We start from the raw sequence: 23,113 nt of genomic DNA, 5'->3' as shown, positions 1-23,113 counted from the left end.
CATACGGTCAGGCTGACGATAGGTGCGGTGCACAGTCAAGTATGTTCCGGCATATGGGAGATGCCTCACCGTGGGCGCACCCGGTGTCAAACCGCCTCCCCGACCGCCGCGATGACGTCCGCCTTGCGCGGCTGGCCGGTGGCCCGCCGTACGACCCGGCCGTCGGCGTCGAGGACCAGTACGGTCGGCGTCTTGAGGATGTCGAGTTCGCGGACCAGGTCGAGGTTCTTCTCGGCGTCGATCTCGACATGGGCCACGCCCGGGACCATGCCGGCGACCTCGCCCAACACCCGCCGGGTCGCCCGGCAGGGCGCGCAGAAGGCGCTGGAGAACTGGACGAGCGTGGCGCGTTCGCCGAGCTCCTCGCCCAACTCGGCCGCACCGAGCCTCTTGCCGTCGTCCCGCCCGCGCACCCGCACTCTCCCGCTCCGCCGCCGCTGCAGCACCCCATAGGCGCTCGCCGTCACGAGCACCGCCACGCACACCACGATTCCGGTCATCATCCGCACAGCATTCACGAGACTGCAAAGATTCCCGCCTCCCCCAAGTCTCACCGTTGCGGAATGCTTGATTCATGGACATCGATGCAAGGGGGCCGCGCTTCGGCGCGGCCGTGACGACCGTCGTGCTGGCGGCCGTTCTGATCACGGGCAGTGTCTGGCTGCTGGCCTGGCAGACACTGGCGTTCGCGCTGGGCGCGGCGGGCGGCGTGGGGCGCTCGCCGTACGGCTGGCTGTTCCGGAAGGCCGTGCGCCCACGGATCGGGCCGCCGACCGAGTTCGAGGCGCCGGAACCGCCGCGGTTCGCGCAGGCGGTGGGGCTCGCCTTCGCGGGTCTGGGACTCGTGGGTTACGGGATCGGACCGGAGTGGCTCGGGCTCGCCGCGACCGGAGCGGCACTCGCGGCCGCCTTTCTCAACGCCACGTTCGGGTACTGCCTGGGATGCGAGATGTACCTGCTCGTGCGGCGGGTGACCGTACGCGCGGAGTAAAGGAGGCTTAAAAGCCCAAGGTCGATCACAGGGCGGACGTGACGAGAATCTCTCGCCGTGCGGGCACCAGGGCTGGCTCCCCGCCCGTTCTTGGGGCACGATCTGCGAGATGCCGTAAACCTACGGCTGCGTAACTTAATGCCGGGAGCTTCCCGGGCAGAGCAGGAAGGGCTCACCCCGCCCATGGCAGAGCTTGTCTACCGTCCCGTCGTCGGATTCGCCCAGGCCCTGTTCAAGGCCTGGGACCTCAAGATCGACTGCCGGGGTTCGGAGAACATCCCGCGCTCGGGCGGCGCCGTGCTGGTGAGCAATCACATCAGCTACCTGGACTTCGTCTTCAACGGCCTGGCCGCGCTCCCGCAGAAGCGCCTCGTGCGTTTCATGGCGAAGGAGTCCGTTTTCCGCCACAAGGTCTCCGGTCCGCTGATGCGCGGGATGAAGCACATCCCGGTCGACCGCACGCAGGGCGAGACGGCCTACGCCCACGCCCTGGAGTCGCTGCGGTCGGGCGAGATCGTCGGGGTCTTCCCCGAGGCGACCATCTCGCAGTCCTTCACACTGAAGAGCTTCAAGTCGGGTGCGGCGCGGATGGCGCAGGAGGCCGGTGTCCCCCTGATCCCGATGGCCGTCTGGGGTACGCAGCGGCTGTGGACCAAGGGGCACCCCCGTAACTTCAAGCGCAGCCACATCCCGATCACCATGAGGGTGGGCGAGGCGATCGAGGCCTCTCGGGACAAGTACGCCGGGGCCATCACGCGGCAGGTGCGCGAGCGGGTCAACGAGTTGCTGGAAGCGGCCCAGCGGGCCTACCCCGTGCGCCCCAAGGGGCCGGACGACACGTGGTGGATGCCCGCGCATCTCGGGGGTACGGCGCCCACGCCCGAGCAGGTGCGCGAGGCCGAAGCCCGGTAGTGGGCCGTCCGGGGCCGGGGCTACCGCGACGCCGTGGTGATCTGCGCGCCCGGACTGAACTTCTCCAGCAGTTCGGCCAGTTCGGTGGCCGCCTTCTCCATGTCAGCGGGCGACATCGGGGCCATGCCCTCCAGCAGGAAGACTCCCGAGACCGTCTCTTCGGTGAGCCTTGTGCGGGGGCCCTGGCGCCAGTTCCAGCGGCGGCAGGTCACACCTTCCTCGTCCCGCCAGATCACCTCGCCGGCGTCGGGATGCTCCACGGCCTCCTCGCCTGCGGCCACCGTCACGAAGTCCTCGTCGCCGGTGGCCCGTACCAGCCGCATCCCGCCCCGGATGCGGTCGAGGTCCTCGCCGCCGACGGGGACGAGGTGTGCGACGCTGATCGCGTTGTAGAGGTCGACCAGGAGGTTGATGCGGGGCAGGCCCGCGTCCGACAGGGCCCTCTTCGCCAGCGCCTCCGCCGAGTTGCGGGTGCGTGACGGCTTCGAGCCGAACGCCGTGTAGACCTCCCGCCAGGCCGCCATGTGCGGGTCCTCGTGCGGGGCGCGCCCGTCCAGGCGTACGGCGAGACGGCGGGCCGCCTCGTCGAGGAGTGCCGAACTGGTGTCGGTGCTGGGCCCGTTGACGAGTCCGTGGGCCTCGATGGCGAGGTGCCTGAAGCCGGGCGCGAGGGCGCGCACTTCGTCGGACACGGTCAGGGAGAGGGTCATCGGGTGCCTCAGAGTGCGATCGGGAGTGTTTTCCAGAGGTACGGCCGGTCGGGGGCGGCCTTGAGGACGCTCAGGACGGCCGGGTGTGGTTCAGCGTACAGGACCGGGTAGTCCATCTCGTTGGACTCCGGGTCGGGGGTGAAGGCCAACCGCTCGCGGTCGAGGGAGAACCGGGCGTCCACTCCGGGTTTGTTGCCCCGGGGGTCCTGGCGGCGCCAGGCACCGTTGAACCGGACGGCGACCAGGCCGTGCACCACGTCGAACCTCTGGTAGCAGAGGGCGGTCGGGATGTCCTCGGCGCGCAGCAGGGCGGCGAGCGCGTGGGCCTTGGCGTAGCAGATGCCGGTGCCCTGCTCCAGGACGTCGGACGCCCGCCAGGTGACGCGGAGATCGCCGGAGTCCTGGGAGTGCGGGATGGTGTCGCGGACGAACTCGAAGGCCAGTCGCGCATAGGCATACGAGTCGACCGCCTCCCTGGCGAGACGTGCGGCCATCTCCCGGACGACCGGGTGGTCGTGGTCGATGGCCTCGTCGACGGCCAGGTATGCGGAAAGGTCGGGGGTTTTCTGGATCAGCTCCATGCCCGCAGAGCATAGGAAGACGATCACCTCGAGGTCAATCAATTTACAGAGCTCAGTATATTTATGCAGCGTAGCAATGTACGGCGACCACCTGGGACGGGCTCCAGCGCTGTTCGACCGTGGCCAGCCTCGTCCAGCCCAGCCGTTCGTACAGGGCCGCCGCGGCGGTGTCGGACGCGACGACGTCGAGCACCGGATGCAGACCGTGGTGCTGGGCCTGCGCCACCGCTCTGCCCATCAGCAGGGCACCGATCCCGTGCCCTCTCGCCTGCGGGGCGACGAACAACCGGCCGACCACCGCGGCCTGTTCCCCGCTCGTGCCGTTGCGCTCGCTCCACAGGACAGGGGCCAGGTCGTCTTCGGTACTGCGGGAGAGGCTGACATGGCCCGCGACACGGCCGTCCAGCTCGGCGACCCAGCTGCCCAGTGCCGCCCCATGCGACAGCCACTCGCCGGGCCGGGCAGGCCAGTTCACCGGATAGCCGTCGCGGCGATGGACCTCCGCCAGCACCCGCACGCATGCCTCGACGTCGTCATCGGTCCTCGGCCGGACCCCGCGCTGTGTCTCGTCCACCCCGGCATGCAAGCACAGACCGCCTCCGGTTCGGTACGCGCCCTAGCGCGCCATCTCCTCCTTCAGCGCCGCCACGAACGCGTCCACGTCGTCCTCGGTCGTGTCGAAGGCGCACATCCAGCGGACGGCGCCGGCGGCCTCGTCCCAGAAGTAGAAGCGGAAGCGCTTCTGGAGGCGCTCGCTCACGTCGTGCGGGAGCTTGGCGAAGACGCCGTTGGCCTGGACCGGGTAGAGGATCTCGACACCGTGGACGGCGCGGACGCCCTCGGCCAGGCGCTGGGCCATCTCGTTGGAGTGGCGGGCGTTGCGCAGCCAGAGGTCCTTGGCGAGCAGGGCCTCCAACTGCACCGACACGAAACGCATCTTGGAGGCGAGCTGCATCGACAGCTTGCGCAGGTGCTTCATGTGGGAGACCGCGTCCTGGTTGATCACCACGACCGCCTCACCGAACAGTGCGCCGTTCTTCGTCCCGCCCAGGGAGAGGATGTCGACGCCGACCGCGTTGGTGAACGTCCGCATCGGGACGTCGAGGGAAGCGGCCGCGTTGGCTATGCGGGAGCCGTCCAGGTGGACCTTCATGCCGTGCGCGTGGGCGTGGTCGCAGATCGCGCGGATCTCGTCGGGCGTGTAGAGGGTGCCGAGCTCCGTGGACTGGGTGATCGAGACGACCTGCGGCATCGCGCGGTGCTCGTCCTCCCAGCCCCAGGCCTGCTTGTCGATCAGTTCGGGCGTGAGCTTGCCGTCCGGGGTGGGCACGGCGAGCAGCTTGAGGCCGCCCATGCGCTCGGGGGCACCGCCCTCGTCGACGTTGATGTGCGCGCTCTCGGCGCAGATCACCGCGCCCCAGCGGTCGGTGACCGCCTGGAGCGCGACGACGTTGGCGCCGGTGCCGTTGAAGACCGGGAACGCCTCGGCCGTGGCGCCGAAGTGGCTGCGGACGATGCCCTGGAGGTTCTCGGTGTAGTCGTCCTCGCCGTACGCGACCTGGTGCCCGCCGTTGGCCAGGGCCAGGGCGGCGAGCACCTCCGGGTGGGCCCCGGCGTAGTTGTCGCTGGCGAAACCGCGGACCTGCGGGTCGTGATGGCGACGAGCGTCGGTCTTCGGGGGGTTCACGGCTTCTCGGTCAGCCACAGACGGTTTCCGTTCACTTCGGCGGCGGGCTTGTCCCAGACACCGGCGATGGCCTCGGCCAGGTCCCTGACGTCCGTGAAGCCCGCGAACTTCGCGTTGGGCCGATCGGCGCGCATGGCCTCGTGCACCAGTGCCTTCACCACCAGGATCGTAGCCGCGGACCTCGGCCCGTCGGCGCCCCCGGTCTTGCGGAAGGCGTCCGCGAGAGCGAGCGTCCAGGCCTCGGCTGCGGCCTTGGCGGCGGCGTACGAGGCGTTGCCCGCGGACGGCTTCGTCGCGCCGGCGGCGCTGATCAGGACGTAGCGGCCGCGGTCACTGCGCTGCAGGCCCTCGTAGAAGGCGAGCGAGGTGTGCTGCACGGTGCGGATGAGCAGCAGTTCCAGGAAGTCCCAGTCGTCCAGGCTCGACTTGATGAAGGTCTCGCTGCCACGCCAACCGCCGACGAGGTGGACCAGGCCGTCGACGCGGCCGAAGTCCTTCTCGATGTGCTCGGCCCAGTCGCGGGTGGATTGCAGGTCCAGCAGGTCGACCGGCTCGCCGGTGACGGAGGCGCCGCCCGACGCGTAGCGTGCCGCGTCCACGGCCTCCGCGAGCCGCTCCGGGTCGTTGTCCGCGCCGACGACGGTCGCACCCGCCTCGGCCAGCCGCAGCAGTGCCGCGCGGCCCGCGGGCCCGCCCGCGCCGGCCACCGCGATCACCGCACCGCTGAGAGCTCCGTTCCCCGCCATGTTCTTCGCCTCCTGAGCAGCCGCCTCGGCGGCCTGTGCAGTGTTCCCGGTGCCGCGATCGCTCACGCGGCGACCCGCTCGGCGTTCTCCGCAGTGATACCCCGGGTCGAGGCGATCACATGACGAAGCTTCTTGGAGAGGGCCTCATAGAACATGCTCAGCGGAAACTCGTCCGGAAGCACGTCGTCGACGAGTTTCCGGGGCGGCAGCGACAGGTCGAGGGCGTCGGGGCCCTTGGCCCACTTGGAACCCGGGTGCGGGGCGAGGTAGGTGGAGACCAGCTCGTAGCCGGCGAACCAGTGGACGAGCTTGGGGCGGTCGATGCCGTCGCGGTAGAGCTGCTCGATGTCGGCGCACAGCTGGTTGGTGACCTCGGGGGCGCGCTGCCAGTCGATGAACAGCTTGTTGTCGGTCCAGCGGACGACGTCGTGCTTGTGCAGGTAGGCGAAGAGGAGCTGGCCGCCGAGCCCGTCGTAGTTGCGCACGCGCTCGCCGGTGACCGGGAAGCGGAACATCCGGTCGAAGAGGACCGCGTACTGCACGTCACGGGCCTGCGGCACGCCGTCCGCCTCCAGCTTCACGGCCTCCCTGAAGGCGGTGAGGTCGCAGCGCAGCTCTTCGAGGCCGTACATCCAGAACGGCTGGCGCTGCTTGATCATGAAGGGGTCGAAGGGCAGGTCGCCGTGGCTGTGGGTGCGGTCGTGGACCATGTCCCACAGCACGAAGGCCTCCTCGCAGCGCTTCTGGTCGTGGACCATCGCGGCGATGTCCTCGGGCAGTTCCAGGCCCAGGATGTCGACGGCGGCGTCGGTGACCCGGCGGAAGCGGGCGGCCTCGCGGTCGCAGAAGATACCGCCCCAGGAGAAGCGTTCCGGCGCCTCGCGCACGGCGATCGTCTCCGGGAAGAGCACGGCCGAGTTGGTGTCGTAACCGGCGGTGAAGTCCTCGAACTTGATGCCGCAGAACAGCGGATTGTCGTAGCGGGTGCGCTCCAGTTCGGCCAGCCACTCGGGCCAGACCATGCGCAGCACGACCGCCTCGAGATTGCGGTCCGGGTTGCCGTTCTGCGTGTACATCGGGAAGACGACCAGGTGCTGGAGGCCGTCCGCGCGGTTGGCGGCGGGCTGGAAGGCCAGCAGGGAGTCGAGGAAGTCGGGCACCTCGAAGCCGCCCTCGGACCAGCGCCGGAGGTCCTTGACGAGGGCGGCGTGGTAGTCGGCGTCGTGCGGCAGCGACGGCGACAGCTCCCGCACCGCCTCGACGACACGCCGTACGGCGGCCTCGGCGTCCCCGCGCGCGGGCGCGCTCTCGGCCTCGAAGTCGATCGACCCGTCCTTGGACTGCCATGGCCGGATCCGCTCCACGGCATCCTTGAGCACAGGCCATGCCGGGTGCTCCACCACCCTGGTCACGGGAGGAACGTGGTCCCCCGATGTCGCCTGCACAAGAATTTCCGTCATGTCCCATCCTCCACGGGAGAACCTCGCGTATGGAGACCGTATACATACGAGCTTCCGTCCAGCAAGAGCGGACTCGGGAAGTTATCCTGCCCACACCAATTGTCACCGAACTTTTTCCTGTCGAGTGCCATGAACGCGGAGATTCCGGGTAAGTGAGATCGCTCCCCCGCACGTCACCGCGATCCCTCGTGTACGTACGGGTCCATCACACGGCGTAGCCGTTAGGCTGCGGCTCTGCACCGAGCCGCCGTCGACGGAAGCGAGTTGAACCTTGAACTTCCTTACCATCGGTCATCGCGGAGTCATGGGTACCGAACCCGAGAACACCCTCCGTTCCTTCGTGGCCGCCCAGCAGGCCGGTCTCGACCTCATCGAACTCGATCTGCACCTGAGCAAGGACGGCGCCCTCGTCGTCATGCACGACACCGACGTGGACCGCACGACCGACGGAACCGGCCCGATCGCCGAGAAGACCCTCACCGAACTGCGCGCCCTGGACGCGGGCCGCGGAGAACGCGTCCCGGTGTTCGAGGAGGTCCTGGACGCCGTACGGTCGCCGCTCCAGGCCGAGATCAAGGACATCGCGGCGGCCCGGGCGCTGGCCGAGGTCATGCTCCGGCGGAATCTGGTCTCCCGGGTCGAGGTGTCCTCGTTCCACGACGAGGCGATCGCCGAGATCGGCCGCCTCGTGCCCGGCGTACGGACCGCGCTCATCGGCAGCCGGTTCGGCCCCGACATCGTGGAGCGTGCCGTCGAGGCCGGGGCGGGAACGGTCTGCCTGAACATCCGCCGGCTGACCCTGGAGGTCGTCGAGGCGGCCCGCAAGGCGGATCTGAAGATCATCGGCTGGGTGGTGAACACCCAGGACCATCTGAAGCTGGTGCGGGCCCTGGAACTGGACGGCGCGACGACCGACTACCCGGAGATCAAACGCACCGGCCGCTTCACCGCGTGAACCGGGGCAGGAACGTCACACCAGCGGCTTGACCAGCAGCTCGAACTGCAGGTCGTCGCGCTGCGGAACGCCGAAGCGCTCGTCGCCGTACGGGAAGGGCGTCATCTCTCCCGTACGGCGGTAGCCGCGCCGCTCGTACCAGGCGACGAGGTCGTTGCGCACCGAGATCACGGTCATGTGCATCTCGGTGACGCCCCAGGTCTCCCGGGCGATCCGCTCCGCCTCCGCGATGATCACCTTGCCGAGGCCGCCGCCCTGGAGTGCCGGACTGACCGCGAACATCCCGAAGTACGCGTGCGTGCTCCGGTGTTCGAGCTGGCAGCAGGCGACGACCCGGCCGTCCCGCTCCACGGTGAGCAGCCGGCTGTCGGGCGACTTGATGACCGCGAGCACACCCTCCGGATCCGTCCGCTGCCCCTCCAGGATGTCCGCCTCGGTGGTCCACCCGGCCCGGCTGTCGTCTCCGCGGTACGCCGACTCGACCAGCGCGACGAGCGTGTCCACATCGGCGTCGGTGGCGTCACGGAAGGTGAGGCCGGCGGTGGTCTCCATGGGGTGCGTCTCCACTTCTCGGGCGCGGCTGGGGCACGGTCGAGACTAACGCCCCGGATAGGCTCCCCCGCATGGTCCACGTACTGAGCGGCCGCGTCCTGCTGCGGCCCACGGATCCGGAGCGTTCCCGAGTCTTCTACGGCGATCAGCTGGGCCTCGCCGTGTACCGCGAGTTCGGCACGGGCCCGGAGCGGGGCACCGTCTACTTCCTCGGCGGTGGATTCCTTGAGCTGTCGGGACGGTCCGAGGCTCCACGGGCCGCGGACGTCCGGCTGTGGCTCCAGGTCGCGGACGTGACCGCGGCGCACGAGGAACTGCTGGCCAAGGGTGTCGAGATCGTACGGCCCCCGGTGAAGGAGCCGTGGGGGCTGGTCGAGATGTGGGTGGCCGACCCGGACGGCACCCCGATCGTGCTGGTGGAGGTGCCGCCGGACCATCCGATGCGGTACCGGCCCGGAATCTGAACGCGGCGTCTGCCGGCCGGCGTCACGCCTGATGCCGGCCGTTTCGCCGACTTGGATATGCTCCGCCGACCGCCGTGGCCCCGAGGGCGCCGAGCAGTGAAGGAGCACATGAGCGTGGACGTGAACGCCCCGGCCTGGCACGGGCAGCGATGGGCGGCCAGGACCGCCCTGGCGGCGGCCGCCCTCGCGGTGCTGCTCCCGCTCGGGTACGGCGGTCTCCGCGGCGTGCTGCTGCTGGCGGCCGGGCTCGCGGGCGGGGCCGTCACCGCGGCGGCGGTGTGGTGGACGCTGACCCGGCGCGGCCCGGCGCGCTGGCTGGCGGCGGTGCTCGCGGCCGTCACCCCCACCGTGGTCGTCGTTCTCTTCGTGGTCACCCTGGGCTGGGTTCTCGTGCTGTCGCCGGTGCTGTGGGCCGTGGCCGTGTGGAGCGGTCGGTACGCGCTGCGCAGCACCGGCAAACGGCCCAGGCGTATGAAGGAGCACCGGGCGCGGTCCGTGCGGCGGCCCTTCCTGCTCATGAACCCCCGCTCCGGAGGCGGGAAGGTGGAGCGGTTCGGTCTGCGGGAGAAGGCCGAACGGCTGGGCGCGCGGGTCGTGCTGCTCGACCCGGAGGAGCATCAGGACGTGACCGCGCTGGCGCGGGCGGCCGTGGCGGAGGGCGCGGACCTGCTGGGCGTCGCGGGCGGTGACGGCACCCAGGCGCTGGTCGCCGCCGTCGCCGCGGAACACGACCTGCCGTTCCTCGTCGTCTGCGCCGGTACACGCAACCACTTCGCGATGGACCTCGGCCTCGACCGTGCCGACCCCGCTGCCTGTCTCGACGCGCTCACCGACGGCGTCGAACTCCGGGTGGATCTCGGCTTCGCCGCGGACCATCCCTTCGTCAACAACGCCTCCTTCGGCGCGTACGCGGCGGTCGTCCAGAGCCCCGCCTACCGCGACGACAAGATCGGCACCACCCTGGAGCTCCTGCCCGACCTGCTCACCCGCCGGCACGGCGCCCGTCTGACCGCGCGGATCGACGCCACGACACTCGACGGCCCGCAAGCCGTGCTGGTGAGCAACAACGCCTACCGCACCGACGATCCGGTGGGCCTCGGCCGCCGCGAGCGGCTCGACTCGGGGCTGCTCGGCATCCTCGGCGTCAAGGTGGACAGTGCGGCCGAGGCCGCGGCGCTGCTGCTCGACCCCGATCCGGAGGGTCTCGCCGTCCTGTCCGCGCGGGAGGTGGTCGTCGACGCCGACCGGCCGGAGATCGAGGTCGGCGTCGACGGCGAGGCCCTGGTCCTGCCCACCCCGGTCCACTGCCGTATCGTCCCCGGGGCGCTCCGCGTCCACGTCCCGAGGAAACGGCCGGGTGTACCGGAGGCGCAACCACGCCTGAACTGGCGCCAGTTGCGCAAACTGGCGGCGACGGCCGGGCGGGCGTGAGTTTCGTGATCAGCGCGAGCGGCAGGGCGAACACTGCATCCCGTCAGAGTTGCGTTGAAGTGCGCTCCAGCCCCTAGCGTCGTGCGCACGACCTGCCTCAAGGGGGAACTGATCGTGCGGTACACACTGTTCGGCAAGACCGGTCTGCGCGTGAGCGAGCTGAGCCTCGGCGCGATGGTCATGGGTGAGGATCCCGCCTACGGCTCCGACAAGGAGACCAGCGCCAGGCTTCTCGACGCCTACGCCGACGCGGGCGGCAACTTCGTCGACACGGCGGACATCTACTCGGGCGGCACCTCGGAGCGCATCCTCGGCGAGCTGCTCGACGGGCGGCGCGAGGAGTTCGTGCTGGCCAGCAAGTACACCTGCGCGACGCGGGCCGGGGACGTCAACTCGGCCGGCAACCATCGCAAGAACCTCGTGCAGTCGGTGGAGGCGAGTCTCGGGCGGCTGCGCACCGACCGGCTGGACATCCTGTGGGTGCATGCGCGGGACAACTTCACCCCGGTCGAGGAGGTCATGCGGGCACTCGACGACCTCGTACGTACGGGCAAGGTGCTCTACGTCGGTGTGTCGGACTGGCCCGCCTGGGAGACGGCGCAGGCCAACACCCTCGCGGAGTTGCGGGGTTGGACCGCGTTCGCGGGTTCGCAGTTGCGCTACAACCTGCTGGAGCGCACCCCGGAGCGTGAACTGCTCCCGCAGGCAAGGGCGTTCGGCCAGGCGGTGCTGGCCTGGTCGCCGCTGGCGGGCGGGAAGCTCACCGGCAAGTACCGGCGGGGTGAGGCGGGACGTCTCGACGCCTGGGGCGACAAGCCGAACCCGCGGGAGGAGGAGGTCGTCACGGCCGCCATGGAGATCGCCGAGCAGGGCGGCTGGAGCCCGGCCCAGGTGGCACTGGCCTGGCTGCTGGGCCGCCCGGGCAATGTGGTCCCCATCGTCGCGGCCACCCGGGAGAGCCAGCTCGCCGACAACCTCGGCAGCCTCGACGTCCGCCTCGACGCCGACGCCATCGCGCGTCTGGACGAGGTGAGTGCGGTGCCGCTCGGCTTTCCGCACGACTTCCTACGGTCGCCGGAGATCATCAAGAACATCTACGGCGACAGCTGGCAGGCCATCGACGACCGCCGCTCCGGATACCGGCGTACCGCGACCGACGTGGTCTAGAGGGGACGCACGTCGGCCTCCGTGAAGGCGAGCGGTGTCACGGTGACCCGGTCGATGACGGGGGCGTGGGCGGAGCGCTGGCCGAATGCGTTCCTGGTGTCGCCGGCGAAGTCGGGGAGTTCGTCGGCGGTGAACGTGATCGTGTTGAGGCCCGGGCGCAGGGTGAGGGGCACGGAGAGGTTCCAGAAGTTGTTGAAGTGGAAGGTGGTGGGGAACAGGACGCGGTGCGCGGGGGCGCCGTTGACGCAGATGTCGGCGTGGCGGCAGACCGGGTCCGGGTTGTAGTGGGTGGAGGGGGGCTGCTCGCCGTTGGAGTAGCGGATCGTCAGCGCGTGGCGTCCGGCGCGGTCCGCCGTGACCGTCAGGGTGAGTGCGTTCGCGGGCCCGGCACCGATGCCGTCAACTGCCTTGCCACCGACGGCGTACGGGTATCCGGTCACCCTCGCCGTGCCGGTCAGGAGGCCTTCCTCGGCGGCGTACGCGGTGGTGGGCAGCAGGCCGCGGGAAGGGGCGATCCGCAGCCGGTCGACGATCAGCCGGTCCGACGTCCCGGTGACCGTCACCTTGTTGACGCCCCCGGCCAGGAAGAGCGGTACGGCGCCGCGCTCGACGCGTCCGATCTCCTCGCCGTTGACGCTCCACACGCCCTCTCCGGGCCCTAGCAGGTCGACGGTCACGGAGGCCTCGCCGTCGTCGGCCGCGTACGTCCAGAAGGTGACGGTGCCGCCTCGCGGGAGCACGGCGACTCCGGGCCCCGAGGCGCCGCGGTGGGCGTGGCTGACCCGGGCCCCGCCGCCGAGGTCCGCGAACTCGGCCTCGTACAGGGCCGTTTCGTCCTCGTACCGCAGCACGAGGTCCAGCTTGTCGACGACCGCGTCGCCCTTGGTGACTCCGAGGTCGGGGTCCTGGGCGGCGAGGGTGATCCGGTGCCGGCCGGCGGTCAGCTCCACCCGGGTGTCGGTGTGTCCCCACACCGCCCGCTTGTAGCCGAGCGGCAACCGCAGTTCGCGAGGACTCTCGCCGTCGACGCGCACGAAGACGTTGGTGGGGCCCTGCTCGCGCACCAGGTCGGCGAGATTGTGCGAGCCCGCGAACACCTGGAGGTCGTACGTCCCGTCCTGCGGCACCTCGACGTCGAAGGCGAGCACACCGTCGGAGCCGGTGCGCAGACCGCCCACGTGGTAGCCACCGGACGTCGCGAACCGGTCGACGGCGGTCGGGGACCCCTCCGGTCCGTTCTTGGAGTAACCGCCTCCCGTGTAGCCGGCGTCCTCGGCCTCGTACGTCCGCCTCCAACGCACCGCGGGCGGCAGGGCCACGGCCCCGTTGCCGCCCGGCGACAGGATCACGTGGTAGGCGGACATCGCGTCGAGGCCGGTCAGACCGAGCGTCACTCTCCCGTCCACGACCGGCAGTTCCTCGTCCCGCAGCCGCAACGGCTGTTCTGCCGCACCCACTTGCCCCGTCCAGGGAATCTCCACGAGACGGGCCTGGACCACGGCGCCGAACACCTCCGCGTCCACGCCCTCGAAGACGACGTCCGCCGCGCCGTCCGCTCCCCCGAACAGCGCCCGCGCCTGCCGCTTGTCCCGGTCGAGGGTGGCGACGCCCTGGAGGGTGTACTGCACGTTGGGGTGCGGGGCGAGCACCCGGACGGTGTTGCCGGTCAGCTGCCCGTAGGCGTTGTAGAGCCACCACTGGCCGTTGGCCTTGTTCGCCTCGACCGCCGAGTCGTTGAGGTTGCCGGCGATGTTCCAGTAGGCGATGTCGGCGTCGACCTTCGACTCCTCGATCGCGGCGATCCACTGGATCATCTGTCCGGGGACGGAGACGTGGTAGTTGTGCGCGTACTCGTTGATGTTGACGGGCAGCGGGCCGATGCCCAACTCTCGTTCCAGTTCGCGGTACTTGGCGATGTTGGTGCGGACCTCGGCGGGCGAGGACAGCTCGTGCCAGGTGACGATGTCGGGCAGCACGTCGTGCGACTTCGCGAACTCCAGGAAGTCCCTGACCTCGGGGTACAGAATGCAGGTGTTGGGTCCGGCCACCCGCGCGTCCGGGTCGAGGTCCTTGATGAGGCGGTACGCGGCTTCCCAGGCGGCGAAGTAGTGGTCCGGCTCGGTCCGCCAGGAGACCTGGTCGTAGCTCCACTCCCCCTCGCCGAACATGTTGCCCTCGGGTTCGTTGAACGGCACGTACACGACGTGGTCCTTCAACTCCCCCACGGTCAGGACGTGTTCTACCTGACGGCGGATCACGTCCAGATGTCCGGCGAGCCGCTCCTCGCCGGTGGCGCCCGGCCACTCGTACGGAAACCCCCGGTAGAAGTCGGGCAGATAGACGTAGACGTCCTTGCCGCCCGCCGCGACGAAGGCCGGCAGGATCTCCAGGGCGTCGCCGCCCGGATGCTGGGTGCCGTCCTGGGCCTTGGTCGTCACCGTGCGCGGGTACATGCCCTCGACCACGACGCGGCTGGGCACGCCGTCGCCGTAGAGCCCGTAGAGCGTGCCGCTCGCTCCTCCGTGGAAGGGTCCGGTCTCGGTCCCGAGATCGATGGTGAGTTTCTCGGGGGCGGGGCCTTCGGCTGCCACGGCATCCATCCTTCGTTCGGCATTCCGTACGACAGTCGATGATCCGCACCGACCTGGACGAACGTAGAAAGCGCGGACGGACCGCGTCAACAGGCAGCGGGCTTCAAAACGTCCGAAACCGCAGGTCGGGCGGCAGTGACGCCGAGGCCGACGCTGCCGGACCACCGTCAGGCGCGCAGCACTCCCAGGGTGCCCTCCAGCCGGCCGAGCAGCTCCCCCAGCCGGCCGGCGAGTTCGTCCCGCGCCTCGGGGGTCAGGACGGACAGCACGGCCGTCTCGTACGCCAGTTGCTCGGGCAGGATCCCGTCGACCAGGTCGCGGCCGGCCTCGGTGAGCCGGACGTGGGCGACGCGGCGGTCGCGGGTGTCGCCCCGGCGCTCCACCAGGCCCCGCTCGGTCAGCTGCTTGAGCCGCTTGGTGACGGCGGCGCCGGAGGAGAAGGTCTCGCGGGCCAGGTCACCGGGGGTCAGCTCGTGGCCGGTGCGGCGCAGGGCGCCGAGCAGGTCGAACTCGGGACGGCTGAGTCCGGCCCGGCGCAGGGGGGCGTCCTCGGCCTGCTGGAGCAGGGCCGCGCAGCGGTTGACACGGCCGATGATCTCCATGGGGCCGGTGTCGAGGCCGGGGTGGACGGTCTGCCACTGCCGGACGACGGCGGCGACGGTGTCGTGCCTCGCCGGTTCCTCCGGTCGTCCGTTCGGTGCCGTCATGGGCGGGCGCCCTCCGCTCTGTGGTGCCGGATCGTCGCGGCGAGCGTACGGTGTCCGGCCTGCTCGGCGCGTACGACCCTCTCCTGGGGCAGGGCACGCTGCCACCATTCGCCGGACGCGGCCTCGACGCCGGCCCGCAGGTCGACCAGGGCGGCGGCGAGGGCGCGGCGGGCGGAGTCCAGGCTGGCGGGAGCGGGGTGCGGCTCCGCGAGAAGGCGGGCGGCGCGGGCGCGGGCGCCTTCCACGGCGGCCAGCGCGTGCTCGACGCGATCGCCCGCGCGCCGGTTGGTGACGGCCATGGCGGCGACGAACCCGACCAGCGCCCCGACGAGGGTGTCCACGACCCGCTCGGTGATCAGCCGGCCCGGCTCCTGGTACCCGGCGAACTCGGTGATGAGCAGCGCCATCGGGGTGACGCAGATGCTGCCGAGCCAGTAGTTGCGGCCCATGAGCGCCTCGGCGCCGAAGTTGAGGGCGAGGCAGCACAGGACGAGGGCGGCGGGCCCGAGGTGGGCGAGCGGGACCACGGCGGCGAACACCAGCACCCCGACGAGGTTGCCGACGACGCGCTGGACACCCCGGCTCCAGGTGAGGGTGACGTTGGCCTGGTAGAGCGAGGCGGCGGTGACCAGCGCCCAGTAGGGGCGGCCGATGCCGAGCGCGAGGGAGACGTAACCGGCGAGGGCGCAGCCCAGGGCGGTGCGCATCGCGATCGGGGCGAGCGGCCCGAGGGCACGCCACCACCGGCGGGCCGGGGCGGCGAGTTCGGCCTCCACTCCGAGGAGTTCGTCGTCGTACGCCGTCCGCGGGACCGGCCCGGTGCCGCGCAGTTCGCGGGCCCAGGCGCGCAGGCGGTGCGGGTCCGCGTCGGCGGGTGCGGCGAGGGCGACCTCGGCGCGGACGACGAGACGTTCGAGGGCCCGCCGGGTCTCGGAGCGGGCGCCGGCCGAGAGAAGGGTCTGCCAGGCGGCCTGCACGGCGGCATGGGCGGTTCCGCTTGCTTGGGGGCGCCGGTTCTCCGCATAAGCGGCAGCCGCGTTCAGCGCGTGGGCGGTGGCCCGTCGCTCCGGGCCGTGCGGCCGCAACAGACCGGGTGCCATGCCGATCAGCCAGGCCCAGATGCCCGCGGCGAGGGCCAGGGCGAGGTGGCCGGGCACCTGGGCGAGGGTCTGCGGGGCGAACAGGGAGGCGGAGCTGATGAAGGTGAGGACCACATGGCCCGGCGGGCCGATCCGGGTCGCGTCACAGAGCGCTTTCTGCACGGCGGCCACCAGTGCACCGACGGTGACCAGCACCACCGCGCTGCTGGTGAGCGAAGCGGCGACGAGGCCGACAGCAAGGCCGGCGACCATGCCGAGCACCACCCCGGCCAGGGCGCGGGCCCGGGCGGCGTAGGGCCGGTGGTGGGCGTACAGCGCGCACAGGGACCCGGCCATGGCGTACATCGCCAGGTCGAGTCGGCCGAGGGCCAGGAGGATCAGGTTCGGCGGGGCGACCGCGACGACCACGCTCAGCGCGGGCTTGAACCAGATGTCGGAGGGCCTGCCGAGGCGCAGCACACCGGCCAGGGGGAGACGGCGGACGCGCGGGGTGCCGGCAATGGGGGTCGCACTGCTCATGGGCCAATACTTTAGCAGGTGTTTTACTCGTAAATGATAAGGACGCGATCGCTCTGACCTGCTGTGCTCCGTCGCACGCTCCCCGCGTACACCCTTGCGCTCGATTGCGCGCCGCATGGCCCGGGCATTTCTTGACCGACGTCGAGCGGGGAGGTGGGCGTGCACGGACCGGCTTCGCCCGGCTGGCTGCTGGTGGCGCTCTGCGCGGCGACCGGGGCGTACTGCCTGCTGCGGATGCGCAGCAGCGTCGAGGAACAGCGCCGGGCCGCGGGCGGTGAGGCGCTGATGGGCTTCGGGATGGCCGCGATGGCCGTACCCGCCGCCGTGTTCACGCCACCGTCGTGGGCCTGGCCGCTCTGCGCGGCCGTGTTCGGCGGGGCCGCGCTGCGCGCGCTGTGGGCGGCGCGCACGAGCACCCATCATCTGCACCACCTGGTGGGGGCCGGGGCCATGGTCTACATGACGGTGGTGATGGCGGCCTCCCCCGGGCACCACGGCGGCGCGGGGGTCCCCGTGGTGACGGGCGTCCTGCTCCTCTACTTCGCGGGCTACGTCCTGCTGTCCGGCGTCCGCCTCATACCGGTGACCGCCGGTGGCGGGACGGTCGGCTGGGGCGATCGTCCCGAACTCGCGCGCGCGTGTCGGCTGTCGATGGGCATCGCGATGGTGGCCATGCTGCTGACGCTCTGAGGCGGCGGGGCCGGACGAGGGAGCGGCGTACGCAACCGCTGCCCGCACAGACGGGGCGAACACGACGAGAACCGGGGCGTGTTCGGGCCCTGCCCGCCCCTCAGGCCATGTCCCACAGAGGTGCATCACTTGGACCGGGACAGCGACGGCCGCTGGTGCCCCTCGCCTCCGCGGAACGGTCGCTCAGGCCCGCCCCAGCCCCGGAATTGGCCTCGAGCCGCACCGGTCGGCGAGGATCGCAGTATGCACACGCCGTCCGTCGACTCCCCGCCCCGCCCCCCGGAGCACCGGACCGCCGCCCGCGCGACCGGTGTCCTCGCCCTGTGCTCGGTGCTGCTGCTCGTCCTGGTCGCGGCCAAGTGGCATCCGTTGCTCACCGTGGACGGCGACATCGCCGACACCACGCACCGCTGGGCGGTCGACGAGCCGGGGGTGACCCACGCCTTCCGCATCCTCACGGACTGGGTGTGGGACCCCTGGGCGATGCGCATCCTCGCTGCGATCGCGGTGATGTGGTTGGTGTGGCGGCGCAACGCCCGGTGGACCGCCGTATGGCTGGCGGCCACCTGTGCGCTGGGCACACTGCTCCAGCAGATCCTGAAGGCCACGGTCGGCCGCCCGCGCCCCGTCTGGCCCGACCCCGTCGACACCGCGCACTTCGCGGCCTACCCGTCGGGCCACGCCCTGACGGCCACGGTCGTCTGCGGCCTGCTCCTGTGGCTCCTCCACCACTACGGCGCCGGCCGCGCCCTGTGGCTCACGGCGCTGGCCCTCTCCGTGGTCTCCGTGGTCGGCGTCGGTCTGACCCGTATCTGGCTCGGCGTCCACTGGCCCTCCGACGTGCTCGGCGGCTGGCTCCTGGGCGCGATGCTGGTGACGCTGGCGGTGCTGATCCACCAGCGGTACCGGCCGTGAACGACAGCCCGAGCCGGGTCCACGGCTATGTGGGCCCGCCCGAGCTGCGCTCGACGGTACGGCCGGACAGCAAGGGCCGGATCATCCGTTCCGCCGCCGACCTCGACACCTGGCTGTCCGGGCGCGAGGCGGCCGAGGCCTCGGAGCCCTTCACCTTCGTCGTCGCCCTCGACGGCCTGCTGCGGCTCGCGGCCCGCAGGAGTGAGCACGTGGCCTGCGCGGGCGGAGCGGATGTGACGGCCGCCGGCGAGATGGGATTCGCCCGGCGCGCCGGCCGCTGGGCGGTCGACGAGGTCACCAACCACTCCACGGGCTACTGCCCGGACCTCGATTCGTGGCAGGCGGTCGGGCGCGCGCTCGACCGGGCCGGCGTCGAGCACCCCGGCCGGTTCACGCACGAGGTGGTGTTCCGGCGCTGCGAGGAGTGCGGGGAGCGGTCGATCGTGCGCGAGGCGGATTTCGTCTGCGTGTTCTGCGGGAGCGAGCTCCCCGTCGAGTGGAACGCAGGCCCGTAAGATCACCGTATGACTGCCGTCCTGTTCGACTTCTCGGGAACCCTCTTCCGGATCGAGTCCACCGAGTCCTGGCTGAGGACCGCTCTCGAGGAGGCGGGACTTGCCCTCGCCGAGGCCGAGTTGACGCGGGTCGCGCTGGAGCTGGAGAGGGTGGGGGCGTTGCCCGGTGGGCCGCCGCCCCGGGCGCCGATGCCGGACGAGGTCGCCGCCGTGTGGGGGATTCGGGACGAGAGTGCCGAGCTGCACCGGGCCGCGTACACCGGGCTCTCGCGGCTGGTCCCGCTGCCGGATCCCGCGCTGCACGACGCGTTGTACGACCGGCACATGTCCCCCGCCGCCTGGCAGCCGTATCCCGACGCCACCGAGGTCCTGCGTGCGCTGCGGGAGCGCGGGATCGGGGTGGGTGTGGTCAGCAACATCGGCTGGGACCTGCGCCCCGTCTTCCGCGCACACGGGCTCGATCCCTACGTCGACGTGTATGTGCTGTCGTACGAACACGGCGTCCAGAAGCCGGACCCCCGGCTGTTCAAGACCGCCTGCACGGCGCTCGGTGTCGAGCCCCGGGACGTCCTGATGGTCGGCGACGACCGGCGGGCGGACGGCGGTGCGGCGGCCCTCGGCTGCGGGGTGCACTTCGTGGATCATCTGCCGGCGGCGCAGCGGCCCGACGGACTGCGGCCCGTCCTCGACCTGGTGGGCTGAGACCCGGATCGGCACGCGGGGTCGGCACCCGGAATCGACACCAGAAAGGTGTCCGAAAACCGGGTGGTCACCCCGCCGGAGTGGTCGCCTGAGGACACCATTGGGACGTATGCTCGCCCACCCTGGACGATCCCCCGCGTCGCCCAGAGCAGGCGGCAGCCCCGACCAGGCCTTTAGCGGGCCGGTCCGGACGCACTGAGTATAGTTGGCTGAGAGCCAGTCAACGCAGGAGTTACAGCATGTCCCCGCGCAGCGCCTCGGTCAATGAAGAGTTGCGCCGTCGTTCCCGGGAGCGGCTCCTGCAGGCGGCACTCGAACTGGTCTCCGAGCGCGGTTACGAGGCCACGACCCTCGGCGACATCGCGGACCGGGCCGGTTCGGCACGCGGTCTGGTGTCGTACTACTTCCCCGGCAAGCGCCGGCTCGTGCAGTCCGCCGTGCACCGGCTCATGCACCGGACGCTGGAGGAGGCGCTGGAGCGCGAGCCGCGCACCGAGGACGGCCGGGAGCGGATGGCCCGGGCCATCGACGCGATCCTGGGCCTGGCCCGGGACCGGACCGTACTGATGCGCCAGCATATGGCGGGCCTGCTGGACACCGACGGCTTCGTGCAGTGCCCGGAGCAGCAGCGCCTGGCCGAGCTGCTGCGGGACACGATGGAACGGCACGGTTCGCAGACGGTCGAGACCGACTACCCGATGCTGCGTTCGCAACTCATGGGCGCGGTCTACGCGATGGTCGTACCGAACGTCCCGATGTCGTTGGCGACGCTGCGCGCCGAGCTGTTCACGCGCTACCGGCTCGACTGGGAGCAGGGCGTCCCGCCGGGCACCGAGGCACCCGACGGGACGTACGACACGGATCTGTCGCGTTTCTTCGAGACGGGCCCGGAGGCCGGGGATCAGTCGAAGTAGTCCGGCTGCGTCTGGACGTTGAGTTCGCCGAGCCGCACCTTCTTGGCGGGATCCGTGCGCCGGTCGCTGAGTTTCAGGACATCGAAGCCCTTGGCGATGTCGTTCGAGTAGATGTAGCCGTTGTAGTAGTACGCCGACCACGAGCCGGCGGTCGTCAGGCGCTCGGTGGTCACCGGGCCGCGCTCGAAGTAGCCGATCTCCTTCGGGCGCGAGGAGTCCGTGAAGTCCCAGACGGAGACACCGCCCTGGTACCAGGCCTGGACCATGATGTCCTTGCCCTTGACCGGGATCAGCGAGCCGTTGTGGGCCACGCACACCTCGACGGCCGACTGGTGGCGGGGGATCTTGAAGTAGCTGCGGAAGACGAGCTTGCGCTTGTCGCCCTTGCCAACGATGTCGTAGATGCCGTCCGCACCGCGGTTCGGACCGATCTCCGCGTTGCAGGTGGCCGCACCGCCGCCGCCCAGCTCGTCGGTGAAGACGACCTTGTTCGCCTTCTGGTTGAAGGTGGCCGAGTGCCAGAACGCGAAGTTCACGTTGTCCTGCACCCGGTCGATGACCTTCGGGTTCTCCGGGTCCTTGATGGAGAACAGGATGCCGTCACCCATGCAGGCACCCGCCGCCAGGTCCTTGTCCGGGAGCACCGTGATGTCGTGGCAGCCGGTGGTCTTGGAGACACCCGGGTTGGTGGGCGAACCGGGGTTGCCGCCGCCGTCCGGACCCTCGCCGGGGAAGAGCACCGGGAAGTCCACGACCGCCGCCTTCTCGGGCGCGTTGCGGGGCACCTTGATGACGGAGATGCCGTCGTGCGGCGGCTGGCAGTCGGGGTAGGTCGCGTTCGGCGAGTACGAGGAGACGTACAGGTAGACGTTCCTGCGCTCGGGCACCAGCGTGTGGGTGTGCGAGCCGCAGGCGGTCTCCACGGCTGCGACGTACTTCGGGTTGGTCTTGTCGCTGATGTCGAAGACCTTCATGCCCTCCCACGACGACTTCTCGGTCGCGGGCTGGGTGGTGCTGCTGCAACTGCTGTCGCTGCGCGAGGAGTCGGTGGACAGGAACAGCAGGTTCCCGGAGACGGAGATGTCGTTCTGCGAGCCGGGGCACAGCACCTGGGCGACGGTCCTGGGCGCCTTCGGGTTGCTGATGTCGAAGATGCGGAAGCCGTCGTAGTTGCCGGAGAAGGCGTACCTGCCCTGGAAGGCCAGGTCCGAATTGGTGCCGGGCAGTGCGTCCTTGGGGATGTTGACGAGGTGTTCGATGTTGTCGGAGTGGACGATCTCGTCCTGGCCGGGTATCTCGCCGTCGGCGATCGCCGCCTTCACCTCGGCCTCGGTGCTCTTGGACACTCCCTTGCCCGCCGCCGGGCCGTCCCCGGGGTCGGGGGTCGCGACGGCCGGCCCTGCGGTCAGCAGCGCGGCCAGGAGACCCGCGGCGGCCGTGGCAACTCCCAGACGTCTGCGCCGGGTTCGGGACTCTTTCAACAGGATCACTGTTTTCCTCCCTGTGCCGTTCATGTGGAACGGTTCACGCGTCACCGCAGTATCGTCTTCACCATGCACAGATCAACAGAGGGCAACGAACCTGTAATGAAGGGACCATGGGCGGCCACTGTGCTTTTCCGCCGTGCGCCCCTGCTGGCGGCCACCCTTGCCACCGCGGCAGCCCTGGCCCTCGGGGGCTGCGACTCCGACGCGGATCCCAAGTCGGCGTCGGAGACCGGGCCTTCGGTGCTCGCGCCGGGCAAGCCGGGCGAGGCGAACCGCACGCTCTCCGCTCAGGACGCCGAGGAGCAGCGGGCCGACGACGACACTCCCAACTCGGCGGACGTCTCGTACGCGCGGATGATGATCGAGCACCACACCCAGGCGCTGGAACTGACCGAACTGGCCCCCGACCGCGCCGAGTCGACGAGACTCAAGGCACTCGCCGAGCGGATCTCGGCCGCCCAGGGGCCGGAGATCGCCGCGATGGGGGCCTGGCTGAAGGAGCACGGCCAGTCCGAGAAGGGCGGCGGCCACACGCACGCCACGATGCCCGGCATGGCGACCGAGGCCCAGCTGAAGAAGCTGCGCGCGGCGAAGGGGAAGGCGTTCGACGAGCTCTTCCTCACGCTGATGATCACTCACCACGAGGGGGCGATCACCATGGCGACGGACGTGAAGGGGCAGGGCAACAACATCCGGATCGAGGAGATGGCCGACGACGTGGTCGCCCAGCAGACGAGCGAGATCAACCGGATGCGGGACATGCTCTGAACGGGGCGTTTCAGTGAACTCGTACGTTCAGCGCCTTGCGTGACGTGGGGTCAGAAAACCCGCGTCGCGCGCCCGGGAGATGAGCCTGAGCGACTTGCGGCGGCTGTGGCCGGTCGCGCCCATCACCGCGAGGACCGGGTCGACGCCGTCCTCCTGTGCGGCTCGGTACTCCTGGGCGATCAACCAGCGCCCTTCCATGCCGCGCGGCCAGGCAGGGCGGGCGCGGCTGACCAGCTGCTCGGCGGCAGCGGCAGCGGCAGCGGGAGGCGTCACCCCACAGGCCTCGAAGAGCGGGCCCTCGATCCAGCCGGCGAGGGCGCCCAGGTCCTCGAGCGACAGCGCCGGCCGGGCCCGTACGTCCTCCAGGGACACGCCGCCTCCGGCCACCACCGCGAGCGTGTCCACCCGGGCACCGTCGGCGAAGGCCAGCCGGACGTGGAACCAGGCCATCGTGCCCCCGTCCTCCCGCACTTTCCACGCGGGCCACACGGACACGCTGCCGTCCGCCGGACGACGATCGGAAAGATGAAGAATGGATGCTTCCAGCAC

The 23,113-nt window shown here is 70.6% G+C and carries 25 protein-coding genes; 12 read left to right on the top strand and 13 right to left on the bottom strand.

The features are described 5' to 3' along the window. Nucleotides 1-86 precede the first annotated feature (86 nt). On the bottom strand, nucleotides 87-500 hold the full coding sequence (locus M2157_RS42075) for a thioredoxin family protein (protein ID WP_280868347.1): 414 nt from the start codon (nucleotides 498-500) through the stop codon (nucleotides 87-89). Nucleotides 501-574: 74 nt separating this feature from the next. Here M2157_RS42075 and M2157_RS42070 point away from each other — a divergent pair, with 74 nt between their 5' ends. Continuing rightward, nucleotides 575-991 carry a DUF4395 domain-containing protein gene (locus M2157_RS42070; RefSeq protein ID WP_059207360.1) on the top strand — a complete coding sequence of 139 codons (417 nt, stop codon included), beginning with the start codon at nucleotides 575-577 and terminating at the stop codon, nucleotides 989-991. A 183-nt stretch (nucleotides 992-1,174) separates the two neighbouring features. Then, entirely contained in the window at nucleotides 1,175-1,903 is a 729-nt protein-coding gene (locus M2157_RS42065; protein WP_280855892.1) for a lysophospholipid acyltransferase family protein, read from the top strand. 20 nt (nucleotides 1,904-1,923) lie between these two features. On the opposite strand, the gene M2157_RS42060 is transcribed toward M2157_RS42065, so the two are convergent. From M2157_RS42060 to M2157_RS42035, 6 genes are all read right to left on the bottom strand, one after another. Further along, nucleotides 1,924-2,613: a phenylalanine--tRNA ligase beta subunit-related protein gene (locus M2157_RS42060; RefSeq protein ID WP_280867801.1), complete on the bottom strand. Its 690-nt coding sequence runs from the start codon at nucleotides 2,611-2,613 to the stop codon at nucleotides 1,924-1,926. Nucleotides 2,614-2,621: 8 nt separating this feature from the next. Continuing rightward, on the bottom strand, nucleotides 2,622-3,194 hold the full coding sequence (locus M2157_RS42055; protein WP_280867800.1) for a transglutaminase family protein: 573 nt from the start codon (nucleotides 3,192-3,194) through the stop codon (nucleotides 2,622-2,624). 61 nt (nucleotides 3,195-3,255) lie between these two features. Then, the gene (locus tag M2157_RS42050; RefSeq protein WP_280867799.1) at nucleotides 3,256-3,768 is read right to left on the bottom strand and encodes a GNAT family N-acetyltransferase; all 513 of its coding nucleotides are present in this window, start codon (nucleotides 3,766-3,768) and stop codon (nucleotides 3,256-3,258) included. Between the two features lie 42 nt (nucleotides 3,769-3,810). Beyond that, nucleotides 3,811-4,881: a low specificity L-threonine aldolase gene (locus M2157_RS42045; protein ID WP_280867798.1), complete on the bottom strand. Its 1,071-nt coding sequence runs from the start codon at nucleotides 4,879-4,881 to the stop codon at nucleotides 3,811-3,813. Next, nucleotides 4,878-5,627 (bottom strand): SDR family oxidoreductase, encoded by a 750-nt coding sequence (locus tag M2157_RS42040; RefSeq protein ID WP_280858932.1) that lies wholly within the window; start codon nucleotides 5,625-5,627, stop codon nucleotides 4,878-4,880. Before M2157_RS42040 ends, M2157_RS42045 begins: the two co-directional genes overlap by 4 nt. A 62-nt stretch (nucleotides 5,628-5,689) precedes the next feature. Beyond that, nucleotides 5,690-7,087, bottom strand: coding sequence for a DUF6421 family protein (locus M2157_RS42035; protein WP_280855897.1), 1,398 nt, complete (start codon nucleotides 7,085-7,087; stop codon nucleotides 5,690-5,692). 271 nt (nucleotides 7,088-7,358) lie between these two features. Here M2157_RS42035 and M2157_RS42030 point away from each other — a divergent pair, with 271 nt between their 5' ends. Next, entirely contained in the window at nucleotides 7,359-8,042 is a 684-nt protein-coding gene (locus M2157_RS42030) for a glycerophosphodiester phosphodiesterase family protein (RefSeq protein WP_266524026.1), read from the top strand. Nucleotides 8,043-8,057: 15 nt separating this feature from the next. Here the strand turns inward: M2157_RS42030 and M2157_RS42025 are convergent, their stop codons facing one another. Further along, nucleotides 8,058-8,594 (bottom strand): GNAT family N-acetyltransferase, encoded by a 537-nt coding sequence (locus tag M2157_RS42025; protein WP_280867797.1) that lies wholly within the window; start codon nucleotides 8,592-8,594, stop codon nucleotides 8,058-8,060. 71 nt (nucleotides 8,595-8,665) lie between these two features. Between M2157_RS42025 and M2157_RS42020 the strand changes: the two genes are divergently transcribed. The 3 genes from M2157_RS42020 (at nucleotide 8,666) to M2157_RS42010 (ending at nucleotide 11,656) form a co-directional block, all read left to right on the top strand. Further along, a complete protein-coding gene (locus M2157_RS42020; RefSeq protein WP_280867796.1) occupies nucleotides 8,666-9,058 on the top strand; it encodes a VOC family protein in 393 nt (130 codons plus the stop codon). A gap of 108 nt (nucleotides 9,059-9,166) precedes the next feature. Continuing rightward, nucleotides 9,167-10,489, top strand: coding sequence for a diacylglycerol kinase family protein (locus M2157_RS42015; protein ID WP_280867795.1), 1,323 nt, complete (start codon nucleotides 9,167-9,169; stop codon nucleotides 10,487-10,489). 114 nt (nucleotides 10,490-10,603) lie between these two features. Continuing rightward, nucleotides 10,604-11,656, top strand: a complete 1,053-nt coding sequence (locus tag M2157_RS42010) for an aldo/keto reductase (protein ID WP_280867794.1) — start codon at nucleotides 10,604-10,606, stop codon at nucleotides 11,654-11,656. Here the strand turns inward: M2157_RS42010 and M2157_RS42005 are convergent. The 3 genes from M2157_RS42005 to M2157_RS41995 form a co-directional block, all read right to left on the bottom strand. Further along, nucleotides 11,653-14,256, bottom strand: a complete 2,604-nt coding sequence (locus tag M2157_RS42005; protein ID WP_280855904.1) for a cellulosome protein — start codon at nucleotides 14,254-14,256, stop codon at nucleotides 11,653-11,655. The genes M2157_RS42010 and M2157_RS42005 overlap by 4 nt on opposite strands. 158 nt (nucleotides 14,257-14,414) lie before the next feature. Further along, nucleotides 14,415-14,954 (bottom strand): MarR family transcriptional regulator, encoded by a 540-nt coding sequence (locus M2157_RS42000; protein WP_069762560.1) that lies wholly within the window; start codon nucleotides 14,952-14,954, stop codon nucleotides 14,415-14,417. Next, on the bottom strand, nucleotides 14,951-16,573 hold the full coding sequence (locus M2157_RS41995) for an FUSC family protein (RefSeq protein ID WP_280867793.1): 1,623 nt from the start codon (nucleotides 16,571-16,573) through the stop codon (nucleotides 14,951-14,953). The genes M2157_RS42000 and M2157_RS41995 overlap by 4 nt, the downstream gene beginning before the upstream one ends. Before the next feature lie 159 nt (nucleotides 16,574-16,732). Between M2157_RS41995 and M2157_RS41990 the strand changes: the two genes are divergently transcribed. The 5 genes from M2157_RS41990 to M2157_RS41970 all read left to right on the top strand — a co-directional run bounded on the left by M2157_RS41990 (nucleotide 16,733) and on the right by M2157_RS41970 (nucleotide 20,309). Further along, entirely contained in the window at nucleotides 16,733-17,263 is a 531-nt protein-coding gene (locus M2157_RS41990) for a DUF5134 domain-containing protein (RefSeq protein WP_280867792.1), read from the top strand. A 243-nt stretch (nucleotides 17,264-17,506) separates the two neighbouring features. Continuing rightward, nucleotides 17,507-18,178: a phosphatase PAP2 family protein gene (locus tag M2157_RS41985; RefSeq protein ID WP_280855908.1), complete on the top strand. Its 672-nt coding sequence runs from the start codon at nucleotides 17,507-17,509 to the stop codon at nucleotides 18,176-18,178. Next, on the top strand, nucleotides 18,175-18,693 hold the full coding sequence (locus M2157_RS41980) for a hypothetical protein (protein ID WP_280867791.1): 519 nt from the start codon (nucleotides 18,175-18,177) through the stop codon (nucleotides 18,691-18,693). The genes M2157_RS41985 and M2157_RS41980 overlap by 4 nt, the downstream gene beginning before the upstream one ends. Nucleotides 18,694-18,702: 9 nt before the next feature. Beyond that, entirely contained in the window at nucleotides 18,703-19,395 is a 693-nt protein-coding gene (locus M2157_RS41975) for an HAD-IA family hydrolase (RefSeq protein ID WP_280855910.1), read from the top strand. Nucleotides 19,396-19,634: 239 nt separating this feature from the next. Then, nucleotides 19,635-20,309, top strand: a complete 675-nt coding sequence (locus M2157_RS41970) for a TetR/AcrR family transcriptional regulator (protein ID WP_280855911.1) — start codon at nucleotides 19,635-19,637, stop codon at nucleotides 20,307-20,309. Here M2157_RS41970 and M2157_RS41965 read toward each other — a convergent pair. Next, nucleotides 20,297-21,799, bottom strand: a complete 1,503-nt coding sequence (locus M2157_RS41965; protein WP_280855912.1) for a hypothetical protein — start codon at nucleotides 21,797-21,799, stop codon at nucleotides 20,297-20,299. The two genes, M2157_RS41970 and M2157_RS41965, sit on opposite strands and share 13 nt — an antisense overlap. A 96-nt stretch (nucleotides 21,800-21,895) precedes the next feature. Between M2157_RS41965 and M2157_RS41960 the strand changes: the two genes are divergently transcribed. Continuing rightward, nucleotides 21,896-22,564 carry a DUF305 domain-containing protein gene (locus M2157_RS41960; protein ID WP_280855913.1) on the top strand — a complete coding sequence of 223 codons (669 nt, stop codon included), beginning with the start codon at nucleotides 21,896-21,898 and terminating at the stop codon, nucleotides 22,562-22,564. A gap of 27 nt (nucleotides 22,565-22,591) precedes the next feature. Here the strand turns inward: M2157_RS41960 and M2157_RS41955 are convergent, their stop codons facing one another. Continuing rightward, nucleotides 22,592-23,059: a DUF6214 family protein gene (locus M2157_RS41955; protein ID WP_280855914.1), complete on the bottom strand. Its 468-nt coding sequence runs from the start codon at nucleotides 23,057-23,059 to the stop codon at nucleotides 22,592-22,594. Between the last annotated feature and the right edge of the window lie 54 nt (nucleotides 23,060-23,113).

The organism is Streptomyces sp. SAI-127 (assembly GCF_029894425.1).
Taxonomy (GTDB): domain Bacteria; phylum Actinomycetota; class Actinomycetes; order Streptomycetales; family Streptomycetaceae; genus Streptomyces.
This window is presented reverse-complemented; position numbering and strand designations above follow the sequence as displayed.

Coding starts and splice junctions, on each gene's coding strand:
- M2157_RS42055 (WP_280867800.1), bottom strand. CDS start 3,194: ATGGAGCTGATCCAGAAAACCCCCGACCTTTCCGCATACCTGGCCGTC.
- M2157_RS41995 (WP_280867793.1), bottom strand. CDS start 16,573: ATGAGCAGTGCGACCCCCATTGCCGGCACCCCGCGCGTCCGCCGTCTC.
- M2157_RS41975 (WP_280855910.1), top strand. CDS start 18,703: ATGACTGCCGTCCTGTTCGACTTCTCGGGAACCCTCTTCCGGATCGAG.
- M2157_RS42065 (WP_280855892.1), top strand. CDS start 1,175: ATGGCAGAGCTTGTCTACCGTCCCGTCGTCGGATTCGCCCAGGCCCTG.
- M2157_RS42070 (WP_059207360.1), top strand. CDS start 575: ATGGACATCGATGCAAGGGGGCCGCGCTTCGGCGCGGCCGTGACGACC.
- M2157_RS42025 (WP_280867797.1), bottom strand. CDS start 8,594: ATGGAGACCACCGCCGGCCTCACCTTCCGTGACGCCACCGACGCCGAT.
- M2157_RS41970 (WP_280855911.1), top strand. CDS start 19,635: ATGTCCCCGCGCAGCGCCTCGGTCAATGAAGAGTTGCGCCGTCGTTCC.
- M2157_RS42015 (WP_280867795.1), top strand. CDS start 9,167: ATGAGCGTGGACGTGAACGCCCCGGCCTGGCACGGGCAGCGATGGGCG.
- M2157_RS42060 (WP_280867801.1), bottom strand. CDS start 2,613: ATGACCCTCTCCCTGACCGTGTCCGACGAAGTGCGCGCCCTCGCGCCC.
- M2157_RS42040 (WP_280858932.1), bottom strand. CDS start 5,627: ATGGCGGGGAACGGAGCTCTCAGCGGTGCGGTGATCGCGGTGGCCGGC.
- M2157_RS42035 (WP_280855897.1), bottom strand. CDS start 7,087: ATGACGGAAATTCTTGTGCAGGCGACATCGGGGGACCACGTTCCTCCC.
- M2157_RS41960 (WP_280855913.1), top strand. CDS start 21,896: ATGAAGGGACCATGGGCGGCCACTGTGCTTTTCCGCCGTGCGCCCCTG.
- M2157_RS42020 (WP_280867796.1), top strand. CDS start 8,666: ATGGTCCACGTACTGAGCGGCCGCGTCCTGCTGCGGCCCACGGATCCG.
- M2157_RS42075 (WP_280868347.1), bottom strand. CDS start 500: ATGACCGGAATCGTGGTGTGCGTGGCGGTGCTCGTGACGGCGAGCGCC.
- M2157_RS42005 (WP_280855904.1), bottom strand. CDS start 14,256: ATGGATGCCGTGGCAGCCGAAGGCCCCGCCCCCGAGAAACTCACCATC.
- M2157_RS42000 (WP_069762560.1), bottom strand. CDS start 14,954: ATGACGGCACCGAACGGACGACCGGAGGAACCGGCGAGGCACGACACC.
- M2157_RS41985 (WP_280855908.1), top strand. CDS start 17,507: ATGCACACGCCGTCCGTCGACTCCCCGCCCCGCCCCCCGGAGCACCGG.